Source organism: Mesorhizobium sp. WSM4832 (assembly GCF_055811115.1).
The window spans coordinates 49,052-67,000 of record NZ_JBVVQH010000023.1 but is presented as its reverse complement, the minus strand read 5'-3'; the positions used below and the strand labels follow the sequence as shown (position 1 = coordinate 67,000).

The window sequence follows — 17,949 nt, the reverse complement described above, 5'->3', positions numbered from 1 at the left end:
TTATGATTATTGGTTATAACCAGAATGTCAAGCGGCGATCGCGTCCAAGCGAACCGCACTTCCGGAGCAACAGACCATGGATGCCGTGCATATCATTGCCGCCAAGCGGACGCCCATCGGCAAGCTGAACGGCGCGTTTTCCGACCTTTCGGCGGCGGAGCTGGGCGGACAGCTCATAGCGGCGATGCTTGCCGACACGCAGTTGGCGCCCGATGCCCTCAGCGAGGTGATCATGGGCCAGGTGCTGACCGGCGGCGCCGGGCAGAACCCGGCTAGGCAGGCCGCGCTCAAGGCCGGTCTGCCGGTCAGCGTCCCCGCCATGACCGTCAACAAAGTGTGCGGCGCCGGCCAGAAGTCGATCCATCTCGCCGCGCAGGCCATTCGCTGCGGCGACGCCGATTGCGTGATCGCCGGCGGACAGGATTCGATGACCTCGGCGCCGCACTTCATCCACGGTGTCCGCGGCGGCATTCGCATGGGCGACCGTATCGTCAAAGATTCCATGATCACCGACGGGCTATGGGACGCCTTCCATCAGGTCCATATGGGCGTAACCGCCGAAGCGCTGGCGCAGCGCTACCAGATCACCCGCGAGGAACAGGACCGTTTCGCGCTGCGCTCGCAAGAGAAAGCCGACGCCGCCATCCGCTCGGGAAGGTTCGACGATGAGATCGTCCCCGTCTCGATAAAGACCAGGCAAGGCGCTGTCATCATCGACCGTGACGAGCATCCAAACCCCGCGACCAGCCTCGAAGGACTTGCCCGGCTGAAGCCGGTCTTCGATCCGGCGGGAACGATCACGGCCGGCAACTCCTCCGGTCTCAACGACGGCGCGGCGGCCGTACTGGTGATGTCGGAGGCGCGGGTGAAGGAACTCGGCCTGACGCCTCTCGCCCGCATCGCTTCCTATGCCTCCGCCGGCGTCGAGCCGATGGACATGGGACTGGGACCCGTCGCGGCCTCGCGCCTGGCTCTGGAGAAGGCCGGCTGGCAGGCGTCCGAGCTTGACGTCATGGAGATCAACGAAGCCTTCGCCGCACAGGCCATTGCGGTCAACCGCGAGATGGGCTGGAACGAGGAGATCATCAACATCGGCGGCGGCGCCATCGCACTCGGCCATCCGCTGGCCGGATCCGGCTGCCGTATCGTGGTGACGCTGCTCCACGAGATGACGAGGCGCAAGGCCCGCAAGGGCCTGGCCTCACTGTGCATCGGCGGCGGCCAGGGCGTGGCGATCTGCCTGGAGCGATGAGGCTGAATCTCAGCGCAGTTTTAGGCTGGGAGAACTGGGCATGCTCTTGGCCACGCCGCCTACTGACGTCATACTCCGACGAACGGCAGCTTTGGGTCAGCGGCAAGGCTCAACTCTCGACCGATTTCAGGCGCATTGCTCGCGTCGATCGGCTTTAGCCTGCTGAACTGGCCGCCGAGCGTGGCCTCTGGCCTGTTAGCGCCTTACTTCGTTGAGCCTGCCAGAAGCCCCGCAATCAGATACCTATTGAGGAAGACCACCAGGAGGCAAGGCACGACGATGGCGATCGAGCCGCCGGCCATTATGAGCCCATAGTCGACGAAGTTCTTGCCGGCGAATTCGGGAATGAGAACGGTCAGCGGCTTTGCATTCTTGGGCGAGAAGACCAGCGGCACGACGTATTGCCCCCACGCGCCGAGGAAGGTGAGGATCGCCGCCGCGGTCAGACCGGGCGCGGCGATAGGCGCGATGATCGAGAAGATGATGCGCAGATGGCTCGCGCCATCCATTCGCGCCGCTTCTTCCAGCGAGCGCGGCAGTGTGTCCATCACACCCTTCAGCAGCCACAGGCTAAGCGGCAGGAACGCCGACACATAGATCAGCGTTACGCCGAGATAGGCGTCGATCTGGCGAAGCGACACCATCAGTCGGAATAGCGGGATGAGCACGGCATAACCCGGCACCGCCATCGTCGCCACGACCGCGAAGAACAACAGGTCGCGGCCGGGGAATTCGAGCCGAGCAAAGGCGTATGCGCCAAGCAGCGACATTAATACGCAGATCACAGTGGCTACGCTGGAGGTCACCACGCTGTTGAACAGGGCAAGGCGGAAATCGCCGGCCACATCGACGCCGCCAATGCGCTCGTTCACCACGCCGAGAAGGCGGAAATAATGCTCAAGCGTCGGGGCCTGTGGAAACAGGTGGATCGGCCGGGCGTTGAATTCGATAGTTGGTGTCAGGCTTGAGGCAAGTGTCCAGTAGATCGGCAGCAGCGACCATAGAAGCAGCAGCGTGATCCCTACCCAGACCAACAGGCGGCTATACCAAGGCTCGGTCATCAGTCGAGCCTCGTATTGCGGTGGATGCGTAGCACGTAGCCCAGCGAGATGGCGAGCGACACGAGAGTGACCATCAGTGACAGCGCCATGCCGTAGGAGAAATTGAACTTCTTGAACGCTTCAAGGTAGATCTGCAGCAGGATCGGCCGCGTCTCGACACTGTTGCGCGCCAGCACGATCGCTTCGTCGAAAAGGTTGAATGCCTGCACGGTGGCGTTGGTCATCGCCACGGCAATTGCGCCACGCGTCAACGGCAAGGTGATCGAACGGAACATGCCGAGACGCGTTGCGCCGTCCATCCGCGCTGCCTCGTACAGTTCCGACGGGATGCTCTGCATCGCGGCCAGCACGATGACGATGGTCAGCGGCATCATGCGCCAGACATGCACGGTCGAGACAGCCAGCATGGCGCTGGTCGCGTCGTTGAACCAAAGGTGACCATCGTAGTCGAAACCCAGCATCACCAGCAGGCCGTTGAGCAGCCCGGGGCCGGGCGAGAATATCCATTGCCAGATGACGCCGCTCACCACGCCAGGCATTGCCCATGGAAGCACAATGGCAGCCAGCACCCAACGGCGGCCTCGCTTCAATTGGTTGATCAGCGCGGCTGCCAGAACGCCAAGCACCGTCTCGGCAGCGACTGCGATGCCGACATATTTGAATGTATTCAGCCAGGACTGCGTAACTTCCCTGTCGTCCAGCATGCGGGTGTAGTTCGAAAGGCCGATGAAGGGCGTTCCCGGCTGCATCGGGTTAACGCGGTGCAGACTGTCCCAACCGGTACTGACGAGAGGATAGAAGACCAGCCCGCCCATCGTCAGCAGAATGGGCAACACCAAGAGGAAGGCGGTCATGACGCCGGTGTTGCGGCCGGCGTCATGACCGTGCCGCGGGAGGATGAGATCTGCTTGCGACGTCACTGCTTCATTGCTTCGGTCACAGCCTGTGCGATGCGCTGCACGGCCTGGTCCACCGTGATTTCGCCCTTGGCGGCGCTGTTGATCGAGGTGTTAACGGCAAGCGAGAATTGAGGATACCAGGTCGGCGCGCCCGACGGGAACAGCGCTTCGACTGTTGGCGCTTGTTCGACAAGCGCTTCGCCGCTGACCAGCTTGCCTGCATTCTGCAACTCGGCCAGTGCGGATGTCCGCGTCGGCAGAACGCCGTTTCCATAATTGTGGATTTGATATTCCTTGGAGGTCATCCACTTGATGAACTCCTTGGCCGCTTCCGGGTTCTGGGCATTCTTTGGAATTCCCAGCCCTTCCAGCAGGCCGAAGCTACGCGTCTTGCCTGAGATGGTGGCCACCGGGATCGCCTGGACCTGGCCGCCGACCGTCGACTGTGCGGGATCGTTGAACTGCCCCAGGCGGCCAGGCTCGCCGCTGATCATGATGCTGGTCAGGCCCTTGGCAAAGAGCGTTTCATTGATTTCGCTGTCCTTCAGGACAGTCGCGGACGGATCGACCAGCCCTTCCTTCAAAAGCATCAGTTCGAACGCCATCGCCTTGTAGCCGGCAGAGTCCGGCGAGACGAATTGCGGCTTCATTTCCTTGTCGAAGAGATCGCCGCCGAAAGCCTTCGTAAGCAGATACCAACTGGTGGAAGCGCCCTCGGTTGGGGAGAGCGGCAGGCCGATCGGATATTTGACGTTGCCCTTGGCTTTGATCGCCTTGGCCGCTGCCACTAACTCGTCCAGCGTCTTCGGAATGGCTTTCACGCCGGCATCGTCGAAATGCTTCTTGTTGATCAGCATGACGCGGAAATCGTTGGTGTAGGGAATGGCCAGAACTTGGCTGTTGACCGTGAAGATGGTGGAGCCCTTGATATCCTCCAATGTCGCGGCGTCGATCGTGTCGTTGAGCGGTGTGTACCAGCCGGTGGCTGAAAACTGGCCGGTCCAGGACCAGTCGAACTCGGTCACGTCCGCAGGCGCGGTGCCGGCCAACAAGGCGGTCGAAACCTTCACCGACACATCGTCCCAGGAGGCCGTCTGGAGGTCGAGCTTGATGCCGGTGGCCTTCTCGAAGTCTGCCGCCATATTCGCATCCTGCGGCGATGGAAGCAGCACTGAGATCGACTGGCCGGCGAAGGGCTTGGCGTCCTCAGCCAATGCGATCCCGCTGGCCGAGGTCATCAAAATGGCAGTGAAGGCAAGGATCAGTTCCGATTTTGGCAGGCGCATGATTTTCTCTCCGTGTCTTTGTTGAACGGGCGAAATTGTCCTTCTACTTGGTTCTCCTCACGCCCCCGCCGAGGCGGTAGATATGGACGCTATCGCTGGAAAACCTGATATTCTTGCCGGTTTCATCGCAAGTTTTCAGCTTTTTAAGCGCAATGAGCCGCTAGTCGGCTCATTGCCGTTGCTAGGCGCGGAAGCGTCGCCGATAGTCCTTGGGCGTACAGTGCACTTGGCGCTGGAAAGCATCGTAGAAGCGGCTGAGCGAGCCGTGCCCGCTCTCGAACGCAACCTCGATGATCGCCATGTCGGTGCCCGCCAATAGCTTCAGCGCATGATTGAGCCGTCGCTGGCGCAGATATTGAGCGATGGATTGCCCGAGAACCTTCTGGAACATCGCGGTAGCGTTGGTTGGATGAAGTCCGCCAATGCGAGCCACATCCGTGACGCTGATCGGCTTGGCGAAATCACTGTTGATGAAAGTGGTCATCTGCTGCACGCGGCCGATCACCCGACGGTCGGCGACCTGCGTCGCGCTGCGCCTGTGCTCACCCTCGAAAGCGCCCTCGGCGACATCCGCCCGCCGCTGGTCGACTGCCAGCCGGCGAACGCGCAGGCGAACTTCGTCGCGCAACAGGTCAGCCATCTGTTCGGTGGTCACGTCCCAATCGCGCGCCCAGCGCCTGACCATCAGTGTATCTGCCGGGTCGACCGACGATGCTGTCAGAACGTGACCCGCCATCAGGTCGTTCTTGAAATCGCTGGAAACGGCGAGCGACAACAGATCGGCAAAGGGCACGTAGACGCAAACGAGTTCCGTGCCGTCGAGGGCAGCAACGACCTGATGTGGAGATGCGGCCCAGAAGCAATAGATGGCGCTCTCCTGCAACCTGATCTGCTTGCCGTTGATCAGATAGGTCATGCCGCCGCGCGTGATGACGTTGAGTTCCACATGGTCATGCCAGTGAGCCGCGGGCATGGGCTCCACGACGTGGGTTTCAGCCAGGAATTCATCCGGCTTCAGGAAACGGTTTCCGGTCTCATGCGGATCGAGCTGACGCGTGGCTGCCTCCTCGGTCTAGGCTGGTTCACTTGCCGGGTTCCCGGTGAGATCACTTAGAAACCGGAAAAAACACCGTCAATCAAGCAAGCATTTTCTGGTTTCACATGGCAATGGATTTTCCACACCTGTCGACGTTGACCCATTGAATGGATGGCCGCAGTGACGAAGATCTGCCTTATCGGCGCTGGTAGCACCGTATTCGCCCGCAATATCCTGAGCGATGTCCTGTCCAACAAGGACCTCGCGCATTGCGAGATCGCGCTTCAGGATATCGACCCCGATCGCCTAACCACCTCCGAAGTGATGACGCGCCGCATCTGTCAGGCGCTCGGCATCGCGGACCGTGTGAAGTTGGTGTGCACCGTCGATCGCGCCGCCGCCCTGAAGGACGCGGATTTCGTGATCCTGATGATGCAGGTGGGCGGCTACAAGCCGGCAACCGTTACCGACTTTGAGGTTCCCAAGACCCTTGGCTTGAGACAGACTATTGCCGATACGCTTGGCATCGGCGGTATCTTCCGCGCCCTTCGCACCATCCCCGTGATCTTCCAGATCGCCGATGACATGCGCCGCTACTGCCCGCAGGCGCTGATGATGAACTACGTGAACCCGATGGCGATGATCAGTTGGGCGATGGCCGAGTCCTATCCGGACATTCGCTATGTCGGCCTTTGCCATTCGGTGCAGGACACATCGCAGTTTCTGGCGCGCGTGCTGGGCGAAGACCCTGCCGATATCGACTATCAATGCGCCGGGCTCAACCACGTCGCCTTCTTCCTCAAGTTCGAAAAGCGGCTCGCCAATGGCGGGCGCGAGGATCTCTATCCCAGGCTGCAAAAGATCGCGCGCGACGCGACATTCCCGCCTGACGATGCGGTGCGCTTCGAGGTCATGAAACGGTTCGGCCATTTCGTCACTGAAAGCTCGATCCATTTTTCGGAGTACACGCCGTGGTTCATCAAGCGCGGGCGCGAAGACCTGTTGAAGCAGTTCCGGCTACCGCTCGACGAATACATCACGCGTTGCGAGCGCCAAATCGCCGAATGGCACGAATTGCGCCACGAGTTGGAAGACGACAGCCGGCCTATCGAGGTCACGCCCAGCCGGGAATATGCGGCGGCGATCATCCATTCCTGTGTGACCGGGCAGCCGAGCCTCATCTATGGCAACGTGCGCAACAACGGCTTGATCGAAAACCTGCCGCCAAACGCGGCCGTGGAAGTTGCCTGTCACGTCGACCGCAACGGGATCCAGCCCATTCGGGTCGGGCGCATCCCGGTGCAGCTCGCGGCCATCATGCGCAGCAACATCAATGTGCAGGAACTGGCGGTCACGGCGGCGATCAGCGGCAAGCGCGAGCACATCTACCACGCCGCCGCGATGGACCCACACACCGCCGCCGAGCTATCGCTAGCCGAGATAGAGGCGCTGGTGGACGCGCTGGTCACGGCGCATGGTGACCTGTTGCCCGCCTATGCCAGGGCAGCCGCATGAGCGCCTTCGACCTGACAGGCAAGGTCGCGCTTGTCACCGGCGCCCAGCGCGGCATCGGCCTCGGCATCGCGGCCGAGCTGGCACACGCAGGCGCGCATGCGCTGCTGACCGGTATCATGGACGAGGACGGAGAATGCGCCGCCGACAAGCTGCGCCAGGCCGGCTATCTTGCGTCCTACCGGCACATGGATACGCGGGAGGAGGCGCAAGTCTCGCAGACGGTGGCCGCTATTCACGCGGAAATGGGGCGCATCGACATCGCCGTCGCCAATGCCGCGATCTATCCCAATACGCCAATCGCCGCGATCTCGCCCTTCGAATGGGACGACGTGATGGCTGTCAATTTGAGGGGCGCCTTCCTGCTTGCCAAGACCTGCCTGCCTTATTTCCAAAGGCAGCGCAGTGGCCGGGTCATATTCCTCTCGTCGATCACGGGCACGCGCGTGTCGTCGCCGGGTTATGCCCACTACGCGGCGAGCAAGGCGGGCGTTCTGGGCTTCATGCGCACGGCCGCGCTCGAATTTGCGCCTTGGAATGTTACGTTGAACGCCGTGGAGCCAGGCAATATCCTGACCGAGGGCGTGGTGGAGCATCAACCGCAAAGTTTCGTCGACGCGCAGCGCGCCGCAGTGCCTCTGCGACGGCTCGGCACACCGCATGATGTAGCGCACGCCGTGCGGTTCCTTGCGTCCGACGAGGCTTCCTACATCACCGGGCAAAGCATCGTCGTCGATGGCGGCCAGACCTTGCCTGAAATGGCGACCGCAATTCTGCCCGAGGCAGCACAGTGACGGGCGTTATCGTCCAGAACCTTTCGAAATCGTTCGGTTCTGTCGGCGTCCTGCACAATGTCAGCGTGGAAGCGCGTGAAGGCGAATTCATGGCCCTGGTCGGCCCTTCCGGCTGCGGCAAGTCAACGCTGTTGCGCTGCATAGCGGGGCTCGAAGCGATCAGTGGTGGGACGATCTCCATTGGCGGACGCGTCGTCAACAATCTGGATCCCAAAGAACGCGGCGCGGCGATGGTGTTCCAGAACTACGCACTCTATCCGCACATGACTGTGCGCCAGAACATGGCGTTCTCGCTGAAGCTGCGCGGCGGCAGTGCCGACGAGATCGCCACAGGCGTGTCGGACGCGGCAAGAATACTTGGGCTGACGGACTATCTCGACCGCTATCCACGCCAGCTTTCCGGTGGCCAGCGCCAGCGCGTGGCGATGGGGCGCGCGATCGTGCGCAAGCCTTCCGTCTTCTTGTTCGACGAGCCGCTGTCCAATCTCGATGCCGCGTTGCGCGTGCAGATGCGAGCCGAGATTCGGGCCTTGCACAAGCGCCTCGGCATCACCTCGATCTACGTCACACACGATCAGGTGGAAGCCATGACAATGGCCGACCGGATAGTCGTTATGCGCAACGGCGTTGTGGAACAGGCTGGCCCGCCGCTGGAACTCTATGACCGCCCCCGCAACGAGTTTGTCGCGACCATTATCGGGTCGCCGGCGATGAACCTGCTCGAGGGCCAACTTGCGCAAGGCGTCTTCGCATTGGCCGATGGACAGCGCATCGACGTGCCAAATGCTAAATCGGTGGTCGCCCGCGCCAAGCTCGGTCTGCGCCCCGAACACATCGCGATTGCGGACAACGCTGCCTCCAATTCAATCCGCGCCACGGTCGAGACCTGCGAGTCCACGGGCGCGACGTCCTACCTCGCCTGCAAACTCGCGGGCGCGCCAGTGATCGTGACTGTGCCGCATCGGATAATGCTGGAGACAGGCCAGCAGACGCATCTGACCATCGCGCCGGAAAACATGCATGTATTCGACGCAACGACGGGAAGTAGCGTCGAGGTAGTGCTTTAGCGCACAGGAATGGGCCGGTGGGCTTGCCGCCGACCAAGCTGCCGAACAATCGCCTGACGGTGGATGGGCAGCTGCCGTCGCCGACAAGTTCCCATCGGTGCCAAGCGAGTTATCGAAGTTGTGCTGTGACGTGTACAGGCCTCTAGTAGCCAGTATGAGGCGCGTGCCAGACATTAAACCGCTGGTCGTATCATCCCGTCCAGATCGACGATCGGAGAACAGCCCGCATATGCTCCGCGAGGTCCAGTTCGCCTCGCGCCTCGATCTCTAGAAGATATCGGGCCTTGGCAAGGCGATCCCCGTCACAAACCGCAGCAAAGCTGCAGATGGCGAGCAGCGCCCTCTCCTCCTCCCGGCTGGCTATGGCGGCGCCGCATTTGCTGCCGCCTACTTTGTGCAAGACTTCGTCGAAGGACGAGTATGCTGTCTTGTGCACGTCGATCAGCGCTCGCAATTCATTAGACGGTTCTGGATCCTGGCCCGGAGAATCTCTGCCGAGTGCAGTTGCCGTAACCGTTGAGGCGACGACTGCGCTGCCAGAGTGGAGGAGCAAGGCGCGGCGATTTATCCTGGACATGGCGAACTCTCCATCTGCTTCGAGAGCTATCGAAACGGCGGCGTAGCGCCATCAGACCGTAACATGCCGGTTCGCGCATTCTTGTCAGGATTGTTCGGTCCCCTTCGTGCATCTCGCTAGCGGCATAATGTCCGCTTCAAGGCAGCGGCAAAGTTTACCTCAAGGGCCGATATGAGGCGCTGAACCGCACGGCCTGACAGTGTGGCCGCAGCCCGGGCGGTACTCACAAGGGCACCCGGGGAATATGCGGTAGAATGCCTTTAGGTGCCCTGCCACGAAGCTCGTAAGGGTGGCCTGTCACCGAAGCTCAGGAAGGATGGCCTGCCATCCGAAGCTCGAAGAGCGAAGGATGGTGCCCCTAGCCGGGATCGAACCAGCACTCCTTGCGGAACTCGATTTTGAGAGGCCGGATATGCCCATGAAGAAGATGTCGAGGACCCCGACAAACGCAAACCGTGTTCTGGCTGCGGTGCGTAAGATGTTCAACATGGCCGAGGTCTGGGGCATGCGGCCCGACGGGTCCAACCCGTGCCGCCACATCCCGAAGTTTCCGGAACGGGGAAAGACCCGGCTGATCACGGATGCAGAGCTGAAGCGCCTCTATCAGTACCTAGACAAGGCCGAAGCCGAGGGCCTGGAGCACCCATTCATTCTCCTCGCCATCCGGCTCCAGTTCGAGTTTGCTGCTCGGATGTCGGATATCCTGCAACTCGAATGGGCTTGGGTTGATCTCGACAGCCGCCGTATCGAATGGCCAGACAGCAAGACCGGCGGCATGTCCAAGCCAATGAGTGCGGAGGCGGCCCGCCTGTTCGAGACGGCCCCTCGGTTCGAGGCCTCGCCTTTCGTCTGCCCGTCAATCTTCGATCCAAACCTCCCGATGTCGAAGCACACCTACTATCACGGCTGGAAGCGCATCCTTGAGCGAGCCGGCCTGCCGCCCATCGGCACGCACGGCATCCGCCTCCGCTCGGCAACCGACATCGCCAATTCCGGCGTGCCGGTGAAGGTCGGTATGGCGCTGACCGCGCATAAGACCGTGACGATGTTCATGCGCTACGTCCACACCGAGGACGACCCGATAAGGGCAGCGGCTGAGGCCGTGGCCAAGCGGCGTCAGGCCCTGATCAGTGGAGCGCCAGCAGTCCCATCCTCGGTACCCATCGCCGAGCCGACCGCCACGCCGCCGACGGTCGCTCCCGAACCTGCCGAAGCGCTGCCCGGGGCAGGCGACCAGAAGCCGCTTGGCCTCGCGGACGGCAAATATTCCTCACGCACCAAGCTCGGAAACTACCGGCCGTTCCGCCACCGAAGGGGTCAAACCCGGGCAGTGCCTCCCGGAACCAGGCGCGCCGGCGGTGAGCAGGAGGCCTCCGATGTCCAATAAGCTGACACAGCAGCGGCGCTGGCCAACGCCGGACAGCCAGACCCGATGGCCGTAGGATGGCGCGATCAAGCTGGCTGGATCTTGTCCGTAGTTGCGCGAACATAGTTTAGGTTCATGGTCCCGACGGCGCCGATGTCGCTCACCTTGAACCCGCTCTCGGTCAACAGCGCGCCATGCACGAGCACGACGGACGTTTTCCGATTTCGTTGCAGAGCAGACGTCGTCTGGACACCTGAAATTGCGAAGCAGTACTTCGGTCCGAGATGACATCGAACGTTGGTCGCCCATCCAGGCCTTCGAGGCGAGCGGCGAGCGCGGAGAACTCTGCACGGGATGGCCGATTTCCGCCTTCGTGGTGGCCGCCGCAAAGGGGCGACAAAGTCAAAAGAGCTAGCGAGAAGTGGCTGCCATCTAATGATCTCTGACCAATTTCATGAACGCCTCTATGGGTCGCAATGTTTGGCGGACCTTCAGGCACGCCGCGAAGGATTGCGTGAACGGCTTGTGATCCGAGATCGGAAGCGCCGTCAAACGGTCATCGGGAAGGTACTCGGTCTTAGAAACAATGCCAGCGCCAAGGCCGGCGGCGACAGCTTCACGAACGCCGTCGCGTGGAATTTCCATCACCACATTGGGCCGTACGCGATGCTTGTCGAGCACCTCTTCCAGTGCGCGCCGGGTCATCGAGCCCGGCTCGCGGAAGATTAGGCGCTGCCCGTCCAGTTCCTCGAGATCGATCTGTTGGCGTCCACCCCATGGGTGGTCGCGATGTACAAAGACGATCACTTCATGGCGGCCAAGCTGGATCAGATCGAGGCGCGGATCGTCATAGTCGCGGCCGATAATGGCGACGTCGACCTCATAGTTCAGCAATTTGTTATAGATGACGTCGGAATTGCCGCTCTCGAGGAAGACCTGCATCAGCGGGTATTTCGCGTGGAAGGCACGGAGCAGTTCCATGACGAAGAACGGGCCGACGGTACCGACGCGCAGCTTTCCCGATATCTGGTTGCCCTCGGCCTGCAGAATACCGACCGCCTGTTCCTCCAGCGAGAAGATCTGGCGGGCGACGACAAGCAGCGCTTCGCCTGCGTCGGTGAGCTTCAGGCCGCGCGGCGAACGCAGGAAAAGCTGAACGTCGTATGTCTCCTCCAGCGCCTTCACCTGCGTCGTTACCGTCGGCTGGCCCACACACAGCAGGTCGGCCGCCTTGGTGAAACTCAGTTCGCGCCCGACCGCATAAAATGAACGTAGCTGGCTGAAATTGACGAAATGCAGCTTGTTAGAGCCACTCAACCCGTTTCTCCTCCCCGCGGAAGGCTTGCGCCGCCCGCGTGATCCCTTCGGCTATTTCCGACCGCTCCTCCAGCAGATCGCATAGGACCGTGTAGTGGTTTTTGTCCCGCAGCGAAACCAGTTCGGCATGCCGCCCGGATGCACGCCAATGCCCGACGAACTGTCGGGACTGCCCCGCAAAGTCCGATGTTTCGTCGGCCCCGACAAAAGCCGTCAACGGACAGGATATCGGCGGGCGGCGTATTGGGCTGAGTTTGGCAGTGCGCTCGTGATCCAGCTCGAGAGCCGCGTTGACCGACGTTTTCACCAGCGGCTCGAGGTCGAAGATGCCGCTGATCGGCGCGCAGGCCGCGAGCGCCACATTACCGGTCCCGCTCGTCATTGCCAGCATCGCAGCGAGATGCCCTCCCGCCGAATGGCCGGTCGCGATCCAGAACGGCGGCGGGGTCCCGAGCGCCTCCAGGACTGCGGGCGGGCAGCCGCAGACGCTTTCGACGATCGCCTCGAGGCTCGCGGCCGGCGCAAGCGGGTAGTTCAGCAGGGCCACCGAGAAACCACGCGGCACGAGCGCCGCGGCGACGAACGAATAGCGATCCTTGTCGAGGCTCTGCCAGTAGCCGCCATGGACAAAGATGACCAGCGGCGCGCTGTCACCTGCTGGAAACAGGTCGAACACCTGGCGGCGATGCGCGCCGTAAGGCACGTTGCGGCGGCATGAAAGCGAAGCGCGCGCTGCGGCGCTCACCTCGTCGAACCGGCGATAGACATGCTCCCGCTCCGGATAACGGTCGCGAAAGACGTAGCCGGCTTCGTTGGCAAGCCCCACGCTGGTCACTCGAAGCGGACGACGCTGCGAACAGACGCTCCCGCCCGCATCAGGTCGAAGCCGTGATTGACCTCATCGAGTGTAAGCGTGTGGGTAATCTGCCGGTCCAGATCCAGCCGACCTGCCATGTAGAAGTCGATCAGCCGGCCGAGCCCGCTGCGGCCCTTGACGCCGCCGAAATAGCCGCCGCGGATGCTCCTGCCGTAGCGGACGCCGACCGGCGGAAAGCCCAGTTCCGCACCGGGAGGCTCGACCCCGAGCAGCACTGCCGTACCCCAGGCCGGCTGGCAGCAGTCGAAAGCCTGGCGCATGACCGAGACAATGCCGGTGCATTCGAAAGCCACATCGACGCCGCCGTCGGTCAAGTCGCGGATCGCTCGGACGAGCTTTTCACCTTCCCGGCCGGCATTGACGAAGTCGGTCATGCCATAGGCTCGGGCAAGCGCATTCTTGCGATCGGTGACATCGATGCCGATGATGGTCTTGGCACCCGCCAACCGCGCACCCTGCACGACATTGATGCCGATGCCGCCGAGGCCGAAAACGGCGACGGTGTCGCCTTCGCGAATCTCGGCCAGCGCGGTGCCCACGCCAGTGGTGACGCCGCAGCCAAACAGGCAGATTTTCTCGAGCGGCGCATCCGGCCGTATCTTGGCCAGCGCGATCTCAGGCACGACCGTGTAGCGAGACAGCGTCGATGTTCCCATGAAATGATGTACGGGCTCGGTTTCGAACGTGAAACGCGACGTGCCGTTCGGCATAACGCCCCTGTCGCGCGTCGGCTTGATCGTCCAGCAGAGATTTGTACGGCCGCTGCGGCACATGCGGCAATGCATGCATTCGGGTCCGTAGAGCGGGATGACATGGTCGCCGGGTTTCAGGTCCAAAACCCCCTCACCCACCTCGATCACGCGGCCCGCGCCCTCATGGCCCGGAATTAATGGATAGACACAGGTCGCATTGACTCCGTCCAGCGCGGTCAGGTCGGTGTGGCAAAGGCCGGAAGCGACAATCTCGACCAGTGCTTCACAATGGCCGGGCGGCGCCACCTGGATCTCTTCGACGACCAATGGCTTGTTCGGCTCGAAACAAATCGCGGCAGGAGAACGTATCACAATACCCGCCTTTCGAGCTGGGCGGGGCCAGATGCCGCAAGCCCCTTCGCGGCGAGTTCGGCAGGGTTCAGTCGGCCGCCGGCCTTGATCGTCTCGCGAGCGATGCGGATGTCACGTCCGCATGCGATGCCGATAGCGCCGACGAGACGCTCCTCATCGGAAAAGTAGGCGAGATAGGCTCGGTCGCCTGGCCTGCCCCGTTCATAGGCCGGCTCCCGCTCGCCGGGAATCCCGGCGACCTGGATGTTCAGGTCGAACTGGTCGGTCCAGAACCACGGCACCTCGTCATACGGCGCCGGGCTGCCGCAGATATGTGCGGCGACGATGCCGCCCTGGTCCTCGGCATTTTTCCAGGATTCAAGCCGCCAACGCCGGCCGAACAGCCGGTTTTCATGCGAAGCGACGTCGCCGGCAGCAAAAATGTCGGGATCGCTGGTCTGGCCGAACTCGTTGACCACGATGCCGTTGTCGACGTTCAGCCCGGCGTCGTGGGCAAGCTGGTCGTTCGGCGTTCCACCGATGCCGACAAGGACGAGATCGGCCTTGATCTGGGTGGCATCGTTCAGGCGGAGCAATGCCGCGCCGCCCGACGGCTCGGAAGCGACGACCTGCCGGCCACAGAGGATCCTGACGCCTGCCTGCCGATGAACGTCCGCGAGCCACCGTGACATGTAAGGCGGGAGCAGCCTGCTCAGGGGGCGATCCGCCGCTTCCAGCACCGTGACAGTCGCACCGCGCTTCACCGCGCTTGCCGCGACTTCCAAACCAATGAGCCCTGCCCCCACCAGCACCACCGAAGAGCCGGGCAGGATGCGGTCGCGCAAGCCAAGCGCGTCCTGAAACGAGCGCAGATAGACGACCCGGTCCGCGACGGGCTCCACGGATTCGATGCGGCGCGGCGAGAGCCCGGTCGCAAGCACAAGCTTGCGGTACGGCAGTCCGCCGCCGTCGGCCAGCATAACCGCCTTGGCACGCCGGTCGATGCTGATCGCCTCGGCGCCAAGGTGAAACCTGACACCGAACTCGTTCCAGCGGGCCGGCGGCAGAAGATAGGCATTCGCCGGAACCTCAGCCGCGGTCAGCACGCTTTTCGACAGCGGCGGGCGCTCATATGGCAGTTCGCGTTCGATCCCGACCACATCGATCGGGCCAACGAAACCACCGTGCCGCAATCGCTCGGCGGTACGGCCCCCGGCATGTCCCGCGCCGACGATCACTACGCCGGCCGTTCTTCCCAAACCAGCCACGGCCGATCAGGCTCCCTGGCCGGCCGGTGCGGCGCCGGGACGATCATTCTTCAGCACTTCGCGGATTATCTCGCGATGCACCTGAATGTATCCCTTGCTGACGCATTGCAGATGCGGCGAAACCTCGCTGTGAAGCTTGCCGAGCGCGTGGAACGGCACAGACGAGGCCAAGTGGTGCTCGGCATGGAACGGCATGTTCCAATAGAGCATCCGCAGGACCGGATTCGCCAGGGTGGTGCGAGTGTTGGCGAGCAGATTAGGGCTTTCTTCCGCACCGGTATGCTCGGCCATGCGGATGGCGCGTAGCACCGGTTCGCCCATGACACGGGGCATCAACCAATAAATCAGCGCGATCGTGCTTTCGTAGTAGATCGAGAAGGCGGCAATGGCGATATAGGCCAAGACCAGTAGCCGGATTTCCAACATCACCTGCTTCCAGACGGATTCCGGCAAGAATCCGCGCTCTTCTTCGGTAAAGCGCCCAGTCGAGCCGCGCCAAAGAGCGCCGACGAGCTTGGGCCAGAAGGATAGGCCGAGTATCTGCCCGAAATAGTCGCGCAGCGAGGTCGGGAACGGCACGATGTCAGGGTCGTGGTCTTCATGCTGGGTGTAGGTGTGGTGCGCGGCATGGCGGTATTTGAAATACAGAAACGGCCGGAAGGTAAACGCGGCGACGGCGAAGCCGATGAGGTGATTGATCCAGCGCGAGTGAAAGGCCGTGCCGTGCGAGCATTCGTGCAGCGGTGCAAACAGCAGCACGATAACAACGCCGTAGACGAACATCGCCGGTATCTGGAGCCACGGCGTCGAGGACGACAGATAGACGGCCAGAGCACCAAGGATCAGTGCGCCGATGTGCACAGCGAGCCGGATCAGGCCCGGCCCGTTGGTGCGCGTGCGAAGCCTCTTCAGCTTGTCACGCGAAATGATCTCGGGGCCTGTCAGCGGCCAAATCTTGCTGCCGATGCCGCCGATACCTGCATAGCTGGCAGAATTATCGCCCTGCATGCCGATCCTCCTTAAAATTGCTCGTTGTCGAAGGACACTTACCGACGCGGACGGGAAATAGAAAATTCATTGTTTCCATACCGTTATCGATCCTGCGTTCAGGCAACGAAGCAATGAGCTATCGCCTCGGCCGAAAAATCCTCGCGTTGGAAATGCCCGGTAATCCGACCGCGGCTCATGACCAGGATACGATCGCAGGCGTCCATCATTTCCTGCAGCTCCGTGGTGAGCAGCAGTACCGCCTTGCCTTCGTCGGCTAGGCCCCGGATTGCACGCCAGATCTCGAATTTCGCGCCGACATCGACGCCGCGGGTCGGATCTTCGGCGATTACGATATCGCCGCCGCGCGCGATCCATTTGCCGATGACGATCTTCTGCTGGTTCCCGCCCGAGAGCTGGGAAGCCAGTTGCGACAGGCTGCTGGCCTTGATGGCAAGCTTGCGCACCAGATCGTTGGCCGATGCATTCTTCTGCCGGCGCTTGAGGAAGCCGAGGCGGCCAAAGCGGCGCAGGATGGTCAGCCCGAGATTGTCGCCGACGCTCATCGGCAGGACCAGCCCCTCGCCCTTGCGGTCGGCCGGCATGAAGGCGATGCCGGAAGCAATTGCATCGCGCGGCGAGCGAAGGGGCGCTTTCTTGCCGTGCACACGAATTTCCCCGCGGTCGATCGATGAGGCGCCGAAGATCGCACGCGCGACGGCTTCGCGCTGGCAGCCAAGCAGGCCGGCGATGCCGACGATCTCGCCGGCACGTACCTCAAGGGATACGTCGTCAAACACCCCGGCCTTACCGATCGCCTTGGCCTCCAGGGCGACGGAACCTTGCCGGCGCTCCTTGTAAGCGGTCTGGCCCGGCTTGTGCTCGCGCCCAACCATCATAGAGACGAGCGCCGTCTCGTCGAGGTCGGCAACGTCGCGCGTACCAACGACACGGCCGTCGCGCAGCACGGTCACCCGATCGGCAATGTCCAGCACCTCGCCGAGCCGATGCGAGACATAGACGATGCCGAGGCCACTTGCCTTCAACTTGCGGATGACGGCGAGCAGGTGACCGACCTGATCGTCGTTCAGCGAGGCGGTCGGCTCGTCGAAAACCAGCACTTTCGGCCGGCTTGCCAGCGCACGGCAGATCTCGACTATCTGCTGCTCATTCAAGCTGAGTTCACAGACCGGACGCGACGGATCGAGGCTGACATGGATTTCATCGAGGAGTTCCCGCGCCATCCGGTTGAGCGCCGCCCGGTTATTGCGGCCGAGGCGGGCCGCGGGCTCGCGACCAAGGAAGATGTTCTGGGCGACGCTGAGGTTCGGGCACAGCACCAGTTCCTGGTGGACCAGAGACAGTCGGTTGGCCAGCGCGACTGTCGGATCACTTAACACGACCGGCTGGCCCTCGATGCGGATCTCGCCGCTGTCCGGCGTGATCAGCCCGTTCATGACCGACAGCAGCGTCGACTTGCCCGCGCCGTTTTCCCCAACCAGCGCATGCACTTCCCCGGCCTTCAGGTCGAAGGTGACGTCGGCCAGCGCAACCACGCCGGGAAACGCCTTGCGGATCGACTGGACCTCAAGCAGCGAGACGTTCAT

The 17,949-nt window shown here is 62.2% G+C and carries 16 protein-coding genes; 5 read left to right on the top strand and 11 right to left on the bottom strand.

Annotated elements, in window-relative coordinates:
• The first annotated feature begins 76 nt into the window (after nucleotides 1-76).
• Nucleotides 77-1,252 carry an acetyl-CoA C-acetyltransferase gene (locus AC0L2L_RS27240; RefSeq protein ID WP_473582825.1) on the top strand — a complete coding sequence of 392 codons (1,176 nt, stop codon included), beginning with the start codon at nucleotides 77-79 and terminating at the stop codon, nucleotides 1,250-1,252.
• Between the two features lie 203 nt (nucleotides 1,253-1,455).
• On the opposite strand, the gene AC0L2L_RS27235 is transcribed toward AC0L2L_RS27240, so the two are convergent.
• The 4 genes from AC0L2L_RS27235 to AC0L2L_RS27220 form a co-directional block, all read right to left on the bottom strand.
• A complete protein-coding gene (locus tag AC0L2L_RS27235; protein WP_473582823.1) occupies nucleotides 1,456-2,313 on the bottom strand; it encodes a carbohydrate ABC transporter permease in 858 nt (285 codons plus the stop codon).
• The gene (locus AC0L2L_RS27230) at nucleotides 2,313-3,212 is read right to left on the bottom strand and encodes a carbohydrate ABC transporter permease (RefSeq protein ID WP_473582961.1); all 900 of its coding nucleotides are present in this window, start codon (nucleotides 3,210-3,212) and stop codon (nucleotides 2,313-2,315) included. Before AC0L2L_RS27230 ends, AC0L2L_RS27235 begins: the two co-directional genes overlap by 1 nt.
• A gap of 17 nt (nucleotides 3,213-3,229) precedes the next feature.
• On the bottom strand, nucleotides 3,230-4,498 hold the full coding sequence (locus AC0L2L_RS27225; RefSeq protein WP_473582821.1) for an ABC transporter substrate-binding protein: 1,269 nt from the start codon (nucleotides 4,496-4,498) through the stop codon (nucleotides 3,230-3,232).
• Between the two features lie 181 nt (nucleotides 4,499-4,679).
• Complete coding sequence (locus AC0L2L_RS27220) at nucleotides 4,680-5,444, bottom strand: helix-turn-helix domain-containing protein (RefSeq protein WP_473582820.1); 765 nt, start codon at nucleotides 5,442-5,444, stop codon at nucleotides 4,680-4,682.
• A 270-nt stretch (nucleotides 5,445-5,714) separates the two neighbouring features.
• On the opposite strand from AC0L2L_RS27220, the gene melA reads away from it, so the two are divergent.
• From melA to AC0L2L_RS27205, 3 genes are read left to right on the top strand one after another with little or no spacing between them, the layout of a single operon-like run.
• Nucleotides 5,715-7,049 carry an alpha-galactosidase gene (gene melA / locus AC0L2L_RS27215; protein WP_473582818.1) on the top strand — a complete coding sequence of 445 codons (1,335 nt, stop codon included), beginning with the start codon at nucleotides 5,715-5,717 and terminating at the stop codon, nucleotides 7,047-7,049.
• On the top strand, nucleotides 7,046-7,840 hold the full coding sequence (locus tag AC0L2L_RS27210) for an SDR family NAD(P)-dependent oxidoreductase (protein ID WP_473582816.1): 795 nt from the start codon (nucleotides 7,046-7,048) through the stop codon (nucleotides 7,838-7,840). The genes melA and AC0L2L_RS27210 overlap by 4 nt, the downstream gene beginning before the upstream one ends.
• Nucleotides 7,837-8,907 (top strand): ABC transporter ATP-binding protein, encoded by a 1,071-nt coding sequence (locus AC0L2L_RS27205; protein ID WP_473582814.1) that lies wholly within the window; start codon nucleotides 7,837-7,839, stop codon nucleotides 8,905-8,907. Before AC0L2L_RS27210 ends, AC0L2L_RS27205 begins: the two co-directional genes overlap by 4 nt.
• A gap of 190 nt (nucleotides 8,908-9,097) precedes the next feature.
• Here AC0L2L_RS27205 and AC0L2L_RS27200 read toward each other — a convergent pair whose 3' ends face one another.
• Complete coding sequence (locus AC0L2L_RS27200) at nucleotides 9,098-9,484, bottom strand: hypothetical protein (RefSeq protein ID WP_473582812.1); 387 nt, start codon at nucleotides 9,482-9,484, stop codon at nucleotides 9,098-9,100.
• A gap of 316 nt (nucleotides 9,485-9,800) precedes the next feature.
• Between AC0L2L_RS27200 and AC0L2L_RS27195 the strand changes: the two genes are divergently transcribed.
• A complete protein-coding gene (locus AC0L2L_RS27195) occupies nucleotides 9,801-10,871 on the top strand; it encodes a tyrosine-type recombinase/integrase (RefSeq protein WP_473582810.1) in 1,071 nt (356 codons plus the stop codon).
• Nucleotides 10,872-11,282: 411 nt separating this feature from the next.
• On the opposite strand, the gene AC0L2L_RS27190 is transcribed toward AC0L2L_RS27195, so the two are convergent.
• From AC0L2L_RS27190 to AC0L2L_RS27165, 6 genes are all read right to left on the bottom strand, one after another.
• On the bottom strand, nucleotides 11,283-12,167 hold the full coding sequence (locus AC0L2L_RS27190) for a LysR substrate-binding domain-containing protein (protein ID WP_473582808.1): 885 nt from the start codon (nucleotides 12,165-12,167) through the stop codon (nucleotides 11,283-11,285).
• Nucleotides 12,154-12,993, bottom strand: coding sequence for an alpha/beta hydrolase (locus AC0L2L_RS27185; RefSeq protein ID WP_473582807.1), 840 nt, complete (start codon nucleotides 12,991-12,993; stop codon nucleotides 12,154-12,156). Before AC0L2L_RS27185 ends, AC0L2L_RS27190 begins: the two co-directional genes overlap by 14 nt.
• 5 nt (nucleotides 12,994-12,998) lie before the next feature.
• On the bottom strand, nucleotides 12,999-14,105 hold the full coding sequence (locus AC0L2L_RS27180) for a zinc-binding dehydrogenase (protein WP_473582958.1): 1,107 nt from the start codon (nucleotides 14,103-14,105) through the stop codon (nucleotides 12,999-13,001).
• The gene (locus AC0L2L_RS27175) at nucleotides 14,105-15,355 is read right to left on the bottom strand and encodes an NAD(P)/FAD-dependent oxidoreductase (protein ID WP_473582805.1); all 1,251 of its coding nucleotides are present in this window, start codon (nucleotides 15,353-15,355) and stop codon (nucleotides 14,105-14,107) included. The genes AC0L2L_RS27180 and AC0L2L_RS27175 overlap by 1 nt, the downstream gene beginning before the upstream one ends.
• Nucleotides 15,356-15,361: 6 nt before the next feature.
• Complete coding sequence (locus tag AC0L2L_RS27170; protein WP_473582803.1) at nucleotides 15,362-16,363, bottom strand: fatty acid desaturase; 1,002 nt, start codon at nucleotides 16,361-16,363, stop codon at nucleotides 15,362-15,364.
• Between the two features lie 98 nt (nucleotides 16,364-16,461).
• Entirely contained in the window at nucleotides 16,462-17,949 is a 1,488-nt protein-coding gene (locus tag AC0L2L_RS27165) for a sugar ABC transporter ATP-binding protein (RefSeq protein WP_473582801.1), read from the bottom strand.